General features: G+C 76.5%; 6 protein-coding genes. 3 read left to right on the top strand and 3 right to left on the bottom strand.

Annotation, left to right across the window (positions count from 1 at the left end; genetic code table 11):
- The first annotated feature begins 180 nt into the window (after window positions 1-180).
- Complete coding sequence (locus VGB14_06240; protein HEX9992506.1) at window positions 181-471, top strand: hypothetical protein; 291 nt, start codon at window positions 181-183, stop codon at window positions 469-471.
- 20 nt (window positions 472-491) lie between these two features.
- On the top strand, window positions 492-1,670 hold the full coding sequence (locus VGB14_06235) for an amidohydrolase family protein (protein ID HEX9992505.1): 1,179 nt from the start codon (window positions 492-494) through the stop codon (window positions 1,668-1,670).
- A gap of 9 nt (window positions 1,671-1,679) precedes the next feature.
- Here the strand turns inward: VGB14_06235 and msrA are convergent, their stop codons facing one another.
- Together msrA and VGB14_06225 are read right to left on the bottom strand one after the other, a co-directional pair.
- On the bottom strand, window positions 1,680-2,333 hold the full coding sequence (msrA, locus tag VGB14_06230) for a peptide-methionine (S)-S-oxide reductase MsrA (protein HEX9992504.1): 654 nt from the start codon (window positions 2,331-2,333) through the stop codon (window positions 1,680-1,682).
- A gap of 287 nt (window positions 2,334-2,620) precedes the next feature.
- Entirely contained in the window at window positions 2,621-5,827 is a 3,207-nt protein-coding gene (locus VGB14_06225; protein ID HEX9992503.1) for an error-prone DNA polymerase, read from the bottom strand.
- A gap of 559 nt (window positions 5,828-6,386) precedes the next feature.
- Here VGB14_06225 and VGB14_06220 point away from each other — a divergent pair.
- The gene (locus VGB14_06220) at window positions 6,387-7,049 is read left to right on the top strand and encodes a GNAT family protein (GenBank protein ID HEX9992502.1); all 663 of its coding nucleotides are present in this window, start codon (window positions 6,387-6,389) and stop codon (window positions 7,047-7,049) included.
- A 111-nt stretch (window positions 7,050-7,160) separates the two neighbouring features.
- On the opposite strand, the gene VGB14_06215 is transcribed toward VGB14_06220, so the two are convergent.
- The coding region (locus VGB14_06215) for a hypothetical protein (GenBank protein HEX9992501.1) at window positions 7,161-8,372 on the bottom strand (1,212 nt) is incomplete at its 5' end.

Here is an 8,372-nt window from a genome sequence, read left to right as displayed (position 1 = left end):
CCGCCTGGCGCGTCCGCACGGGGCGACGCGCCGGTGCGCCCGGCGTCCCGGTGCTCCCCCGCGGCCGGGCGGCCTCGCCGGCCTTCGACGGCAGCGCGGTGCGACGAGCGCCGGCGCGCGGTGTGGGTCTCCGCCGGGGTTCGGGGGCGGGGCGGCGGCCCGGCCCGCCAGAATGGGCGGATGCAGCCGGCCGACCGGGTCCGGTGGGTGGTCGAGACGGCGAGGGCGGTCCTCGACGGCAGGGTGTCGGCGGCAGAGGGCGCGGTCGCCGTCCGGCTCCAGCGCGACCAGACGGCCCAGCTGCTCCGCCAGGACCGCGACCGGGTGACCCGCCGGGAGTCCGAGGCCGTCGCCACCACGCTCCGCCAGCTGGCCGAGCAGGTGAGCGACCAGGCGTCCGGCCTGCCCGACCCGAGCGACCACCTGGCCATCGCCGCAGCCCTCGGGGAGCTCGCCCAGGTCCTGCGCTGATTCCGCGCGACAGTGGCGCCATGCCGTACGTGGAGGGGCGCGTCGTCCACGACGCCGACTCGCACATCATGGAGTGGCCCGGCTGGCTGCTCCCCTGGGCCGACCCCGCCGTCCACCACCTGCTCGAGCCGTCGAGCTGGACGAGCGCCGGCGTCGACGGCGTGCGGGCCGTCGAGCGGGAACGGGCCCGCCACGCCGACCCCGAGGTCAGGGCCAGGGACGCGGAGGAGATCATGCTCCGCAAGAACTGGGCGGCCACCGGGTCGTTCCTGCGCGAGGACCGGCCCCTCGCCCTCGACCTGCTCGGCTTCGCCAGCCAGCTCGTGTTCAACACGTTCCACAACGGCCTGCTCAACACCCTCGAGCACGCCGACGACCCCCGGCCCGCCTACCTCGTCGCCCGGGCCCACAACCGGGCGATGGCCGAGTTCTGCTCGGTCGACCGCCGGCTGCTGGCCACCGCCTACGTCCCCCTCGCCGACCTTGAGCTGGCCGCGGCGATGGCGGAGGAGGCGATCGGGGGCGGGGCGGCCGCGCTGCTCGTGCCGTCGGCCTGCCCCCGGCGCCACTCGCCGAGCCACGTCGGCCTCGACCGGGTCTGGCGGGCGGCCGAGGAGGCGCGGGTGCCCGTCGTGTTCCACGTCGGCGGCGGCGGCCGGCTGATCGAGCCGCAGTACTTCGACAACGGCGGGCCGGCCGTCCCCGACTTCCACGGCGGCGACGAGAACTTCCGCTCGGTCGACTACATGGGCATCCCCCGGCCGCCCATGCAGACCCTGGCGACGATGATCTTCGACGGCGTGCTCGAGCGCCACCCCGACCTGCGGGTCGGCGTGATCGAGCAGGGCGCCATCTGGGTGCCGGGGTGGATGCGCCAGATGGAGTCGGCGGTGGAGGCGTTCGCCCGGCACGAGGAGCGGCTCCGGCGCCTCTCGCTCCGGCCGAGCGAGTACGTGCGCCGCCAGGTGCGGGTCACCCCCTACCCGACCGAGGACGTCGGCTGGGTGGTGGAGCAGGCCGGCGAGGAGGTGTGCCTGTTCTCGTCGGACTACCCCCACGTCGAGGGCGGCCGCAAGCCGGTGGAGCGGTTCGACGCCTCCCTGGCCGGCGTGTCGGCCTCGGCCAGGGAGCGCTTCTACCGCCGCAACTTCGAGGACCTCATGGGCCCGAACCTGCCGGTGCCGGCCGGCGCGGGCTGACCGCCCCGCCTAGTCGGCGGTCGCCAGGCCGACCGGGCAGGACACGCCGGTCCCGCCCAGGCCGCAGTAGCCGTTCGGGTTCTTCGACAGGTACTGCTGGTGGTAGCCCTCGGCGTAGTAGAAGGGCCCGGCGGCGGCGATCTCGGTGGTGATCCCGTCGTAGCCGGCCCGCCGGAGCTCGTCCTCGTAGGCGGCCTTCGACGCCTCGGCCGCGGCGGCCTGCGAGGCGCTCGTCGTGTAGATCGCCGAGCGGTACTGGGTCCCGACGTCGTTGCCCTGGCGCATGCCCTGGGTCGGGTCGTGGTGCTCCCAGAACAGCTTGAGCAGGCCGTCGTAGGAGATCTGCTCGGGGTCGAACACGACGAGGACGGCCTCGGTGTGCCCGGTCAGCCCGCTGCACACCTCCTCGTAGGTGGGGTTCGGCGTGGCCCCGCCGGCGTAGCCGACGGCGGTCACCCACACGCCGGGCGCCTGCCAGAACACCCGCTCGGCACCCCAGAAGCACCCCATGCCGAAGACGGCGACCTCCATGCCGTCGGGGAACGGCGGGGTCAGCGGCCGGCCGTTGACGTGGTGCGCCGACGGGACCGGCATCGGCTCGTCCCGCCCGGGCAGCACCTCGTCGGGCGACGGCATCCGGGTCTTGGGCCTCGTGAACCACATGCGCCCCAGGCTACGGCCGCCCCCGCCCGCCCGGCGGGCGCGCACGACCGACCCGGCGCCCCGTCCGCCGGCTGCGGCTGCGGTGCCGCCTCGGGCAGACGCTGGCGACGGGCCGCCGCCGGAGCGTCCCGCGGCCGACCGTCCCGAGCCGCCCCCATGGCTGCCAGAGCAGCCCGGAGCCGCCGGAGCAGCGGCCGACCGCCGGAGTCGTCCTCGCAACCGCCGGAGCGGCCGTCCCGGAGCCACCCCGCGGCCGCCGACGCCGCACCGCCGAGGTGCCCGCCGGCTCAGCGGAAGTCCCGCGACCGGACCGCCGCCCCCACCGACAGCGGCTCCAGCCGTTCGGCGACCACGTTCACCACCCCCTCCGCCAGCTCCAGGCGCCCCCGCACGAGGAGCGCGGCCGACGACCGGGCGACCCGCCGGTACCTCGCCCAGCACCCGCCCGAGCACACGACGTTGACCAGGCCCGTCTCGTCCTCGAGGTTGAGGAACGTCGTCCCCCCCGCCGTCGCCGGGCGCTGGCGGTGGGTGACGACCCCGGCCACCAGCACCCGCTCCCCGTCCCGGCGGCCGGCCAGGTCGCTCGCCGCCACGACGCCGAGCCCGTCGAGGTCGGCGCGGAGGTAGCGGGTGGGGTGGCCGTCCGGCGAGACCCCCGTCGCCCACAGGTCGGCGGCCGCCACCTCCGGGTCGGCCAGCGCCGGGAGCGGCGGGGCGGCGGCCCCGGTGACGATGCCGGGCAGCCGGTCGGGCGCCGCCTGGGCCACCGCCCCGGCCGCCCACAGCGCCTCCCGTCGGCTGAGCCCGAGGCTGTCGAAGGCACCCGCCGTGGCCAGCGCCTCGAGCGCCGGCAGGCCCGCCCCCGTCCGCCTGGCCAGGTCCTCGAGGTCGGCGTAGGGGCGGCCGGCGGCGATGCGCTCGGCCAGGTCCTCGCCGACGTTGCGCACCGACCCGATCCCGAGCCGCACGGCCGGGCCCCCGACGCCGGCCGACCAGGCGCCGCCCCTCGCCGTCGACGGCCGCAGCCCGGCGTCCGGCGACGGCGGCTCCAGGGTGGCGTCGGCCGCCGACCGGTTCACGTCCGGCGTGCGGACCTCCACGCCGTGGCGGCGGGCGTCCTGGACGAGCGTGTGGGGCGAGTAGAAGCCCATGGGCTGGGCGTTCAGCAGCGCCGCGCAGAACGCCGCCGGGTAGTACCGCTTGATCCACGCCGAGGCGTAGACGAGGTAGGCGAACGACAGCGAGTGGCTCTCGGGGAAGCCGAAGTTGGCGAAGGCGGCGAGCTTCTCCCACATGCGGTCGGCGACGTCGCCGGTGATCCCCCGCTCGGCCATGCCGGCGTAGAGGCGGCCCTTCAGCCGCTCCATCCGCTCGGTGCTCCGCTTGGCGCCCATGGCCTGGCGGAGCTGGTCGGCCTCGCCGGGGCTGAACCCGGCGACGTCGATGGCGATCTGCATGAGCTGCTCCTGGAACAGCGGCACGCCGAGCGTCTTGCGCAGCGCCGGCTCGAGCAGGGGGTGGAGGTAGGTGACGGGCTCGGTGCCGTTGCGGCGGCGGATGTAGGGGTGCACCGAGCCGCCCTGGATGGGCCCGGGGCGGATCAGCGCGACCTCGATGACGAGGTCGTAGAAGGAGCGGGGCCTGAGCCGGGGCAGGGTCGCCATCTGGGCCCGGCTCTCGACCTGGAACACGCCGATCGAGTCGGCCTCGCAGAGCATGTCGTAGACGGCCGGGTCCTGGGGGATGGTGGCGAGGTCGATGCGGTCGCCGTGGTGCTCGGCGACGAGGTCGACGGCGTAGTGCAGCGCGCTCAGCATCCCGAGGCCGAGCAGGTCGATCTTCACCAGCCCGATCGCCGCGCAGTCGTCCTTGTCCCACTGGAGGACGCTGCGGTCCTCCATGCGGGCCCACTCGGTGGGGCACACCTCGACGACCGGGCGGTCGCAGACGACCATCCCGCCCGAGTGGATGCCGAGGTGGCGGGGGAAGTGCTCGACCTGGAGGGCGAGGTCGATGACCTGGTCGGGGATGTCGGTGTCGGGCAGCGCGGCGGTCGCCCTGACCGGCCCCCAGGCGTCGACCTGCTTGGACCAGGCGTCCTGCTGGCCGGTGGCGAACCCGAGCGCCTTCGCCATGTCCCGGACCGCCGACTTGGCCCGGTAGGTGATGACGTTGGCGACCTGGGCGGCATTCTCCCGCCCGTACCGCCGGTAGACGTACTGGATGGCCTCCTCGCGGCGGTCGCTCTCGATGTCGACGTCGATGTCCGGGTAGCCGTCCCGCTCGGGGGACAGGAACCGCTCGAACAGCAGGCCGAGGGCGACGGCGTCCGCGTTCGTGATCCCGAGCGCGTAGCAGACGGCCGAGTTGGCGGCCGACCCCCGCCCCTGGCAGAAGATGTCGGACTCGCGGCAGAACCGGACGATGTCCCACACGATGAGGAAGTAGCCGGGGAAGCCGAGGCGCTCGATGACGTCCAGCTCGTGGTCGATCTGGGCGTACGCCCCTGGCACGCGCTCGGCGTCGCGGGGGCCGTAGCGCTCGGCCGCGCCCCGCTCGGTCAGCTCCCGCAGCCAGGACATCTCGGTGTGCCCGGGCGGGACGGGGAAGTCGGGGAGGTTCGGCGCCACCAGGTCGAGGTCGAAGGCGCAGGCGAGGCCGAGCTCGGCGGCCCGCTCCACGACGCCGGGGTAGCGGGCGAAGCGCCGCGCCTGCTCGACGCCGGCCCGCAGGTGCTGGCCCGCCCCGGCCGGCAGCCAGCCCTCCAGCTCGTCGAGGGACCGGCGGGCGCGGACGGCGGCGAGGGCGGTGGCCAGCGGGCGCCGGGCCGGGGTGGCGTAGTGGACGTTGTTGGTGGCGACGGTGTCCACGCCGGCCCGGGCGGCGAGGGCGACGAGGGCGTCGTTGCGGACCGAGTCGAGGGGGTCGCCGTGGTCCCACAGCTCGACGACCACGTGCTCACGGCCGAACGCCTCGACCAGGCGGTGCAGCTCCCGGGCCCCGGCCGCCGGCCCGTCCCGGACGAGCGCGGCCGGGACGGTGCCCTTCCGGCACCCCGTCAGCACCGCCCAGTGCCCGCCGTGGGTGCCGGCCAGGTCGGCGAGCGAGCAGCGGGGCGCGCCCTTCTCGCCCGCCATCTGCGCCCGGCTGATGGACCGGCACAGCCGGGCGTAGCCCTGCGGGTCGCGGGCGAGGACGAGCAGGTGGTCGCCGGCCGGGTCCGCCGCGCCCATCTGGGGCGCGGTGCGGCCGAGGGTCAGCTCCGCCCCGAAGACGGTCGGCAGGCCCAGGTCGCGGGCGGCCTCGGCGAAGCGGACGATCCCGTACATGCCGTCGTGGTCGGTGAGGGCGAGGGCCTCGAGGCCGAGGCGGACGGCCTCCTCGGCCAGCTCCTCGGGGTGCGAGGCGCCGTCGAGGAAGCTGAAGTTCGAGTGGCAGTGGAGCTCGGCGTAGGGGACGGTGCCGAGCGGACGCCGGGCGGCGTCGACCACGGCGGGCGGCGGCTCGTAGGGTTGCCGGGCCCGTGACCAGGCAGGACTGTCGCCGCCGTCGGCGCCGGGCGGCTGGTTCGCCGGACGACCGTCGGACAGGCGCCGCTCGAGCTCACGCCACGGGACGGGAGGGTTGCGCCAACCCATGGGCCGCGACCTTAGCGAACGTGTGTTCGAAAGGAAACCGGAGAAACCGCGGGTATGAGCCGCGCACGACGCGGTACTGGTGAAGTCGGTGGGGGGTGTGGCGTACCGCCCTGCGCCATACCCCTCACCTACAGGCCGACCCTCCCGGCCGCTTCCCTTCGCCCTGACGAAGGGGCCCCCGGCTCCTTGCGCGACGTGAGCGCGCCCGGTCCTCGACGGCGTCCTGAGGTGCTCGCTCCCGGCGTGCGCCCGACTTCCGGCGGACCTGCCTGGGACGGATGACGGCGACCGAGTGTCCCGGTCGCGGCGCTGCCGGCAGCGCGGCAGGGTCGCCGGCCACCAGCGAGCGTCGTCCGGACCGCAGACGGTGCCGAGACGGCGCCCGGGCGCCGGCGCGCACGATGATGGCCTCGTGCGCAATCCGTACTGGCCGCTGTTCGACCTCCGGCTCACCGGCCCGCACGTCGTCCTCCGACCGTGCACCGAGGCCGACCTGCCCCACCTCGCCGCCGTCGTCCCCGCCGACGCCGAGCCCGACCCGGGGCTGCCCCGGCACGACATCGCCGACCCGCATATGCGCCGGGGCGCCGCCGTGCACCAGTCGTACTGGCAGGCGTGGGCGACGTGGAGCCCGACCGCCTGGCGGCTCCCGTTCGTCGTCGCCCTCGGCGACGACGTGGTCGGCACCGGTGAGGTCGAGGCCGAGGACTTCGCCCGCCGGCGGGTCGTCGAGACCGGTTCCTGGCTGGTGCCCGACGTCCGCGGCCGGGGGGTCGGCAAGGAGCTGCGCGCCGCGCTGCTCCACCTCGCCTTCACGGGCCTCGGGGCACTCGTCGCCGAGACGGCGGCGTGGCACGACAACGGCGCGTCGCTCGGGGTGTCCCGCTCCCTCGGGTACGAGCCGAACGGCGAGACCCTCCACGTCGACGGCGACCGCCGGGACCGCATGGTCCGCATGCGGATCACCGCCGACGCGTGGGCGCGCCGAGCCGGCGAGTTCCCGACGGCCATCGCCGGGCTGGACGCCTGCCGCCACCTGTTCGGCGTCGCCGCCGAGGTCGGCCCGCCGGCCTGACGCGCACGAAGACGGCGGCCCGCCGACCTGAGGACCGCGCCGGCCGCCCGTCGACCCGAAGGCCGGCGGCGGGCCGTCCGTCTGGAGGAGCGAGGACCCGCCTCGCGGCGGTCAGTCGTAGGTCGCCTCCACCCACCAGCGGCCGGCCTCGAGGGCGAGGAGGTGCGCCCCGGCGCCCGCGGTGACGACCTGGAGCCGGGCGCGGCGTCGGTGGGCGTCGGCGTCCCACCAGCGCTCGTCGGCCGGCCACGGCCCGGCCCAGGCGACGACCTCGGCCGGCGGTCCGCCGTCCACCGACACCCAGGCCGGCGCGGTCGCCGCCGCGCCCCGCCCAGTGACCCGGACGGGCTCGCCGGCGGCGTCGACGACCTCGGCCGGGACCGGCGCGACGTGGACGACCGTGGGCGCCGGTGACGGCACCTGGCCCGGCCACGGTTCGTCCGGGTCGGCCGGCGGCGCCCTCTTGGCCGTGAGGTCGACGCCGTGCGCCGGGACGAGCACGATCCGCTCCCCCGGTCCCCGCCCACCCCGGCGCTCGGGGACGGCCACGGCGTCGGGCCCGAGAAGCCCCTGCACGCGCGCGATCCCCCTGGCCGCCCGCTCGTCGGCCTCCGCCGCCCCGCCCCAGAACCCGAGCTGGCGACCGCGCTCGGGGAGCACCTCGTCGGGCACGAGGCGCAGCAAGGTGAGGCCACCGGTCGGCCGGCGGGCGCCGCCGTGCTCGATCCACCCCTCGAGCTGCCACCGCACGCGGTCGGCGATGGCCGACACCGTCAGCGCCCCCTCGTGCCGCCACACCCTCGAGATCCGCTCGCCGTGCTCGGTCTCCGCCTCCACGACGAGCCGGGTGCACGCCAGCCCCGCTGCCGCCAGCCGCGCGTGGAGGTCGTCGGCCAGGCCCTTCGCCGCGAAGGCGGCGACGTCGACCCGCTCGGCCGGCGGGTCCAGCTCGACCACGGCGTGGAGGTCGGGGGGCGGGGGGCGCCCGCCTGGCGGCCGCTCGTCGAGCCCCCTCGCCAGCCGTGACGCCACGGCGCCCTCGGGCCCGAACCGGGCGACGACGTCGGCGGGCGGGAGGGCGGCGAGGTCGCCGAGCGTGCGGACCCCGAGGCGCTCGAGGAGGTCGGCGAGCGCCGGCCGGCCGAGCGCGCCGACCGGCAGCGGCGCCAGGAACGCCGCGCTCCCGCCGGGCGGGACGACCACCGGGCGGCGTCGGGCCGTGCGCGCCGCGAGCTCGGCGGCGAAGGGCCCGTCCGCGATCCCCACCCGGCACGGCGTACGACCGCCCAGCACCTCTTCGACGACCTCGGTGACGCGAGCGGC

The sequence above is a fragment of the Acidimicrobiales bacterium genome (assembly GCA_036399815.1).
GTDB lineage: Bacteria > Actinomycetota > Acidimicrobiia > Acidimicrobiales > DASWMK01 > DASWMK01.
The sequence above is the reverse complement of the archived record's forward strand: the minus strand, read 5'-3'. Positions and strand labels throughout refer to the sequence as shown.

Excerpts from the sequence above, each read along its gene's own strand:
- VGB14_06235 (HEX9992505.1), top strand. The coding sequence starts at position 492 with ATGCCGTACGTGGAGGGGCGCGTCGTCCACGACGCCGACTCGCACATC.
- msrA (HEX9992504.1), bottom strand. The coding sequence starts at position 2,333 with ATGTGGTTCACGAGGCCCAAGACCCGGATGCCGTCGCCCGACGAGGTG.
- VGB14_06240 (HEX9992506.1), top strand. The coding sequence starts at position 181 with ATGCAGCCGGCCGACCGGGTCCGGTGGGTGGTCGAGACGGCGAGGGCG.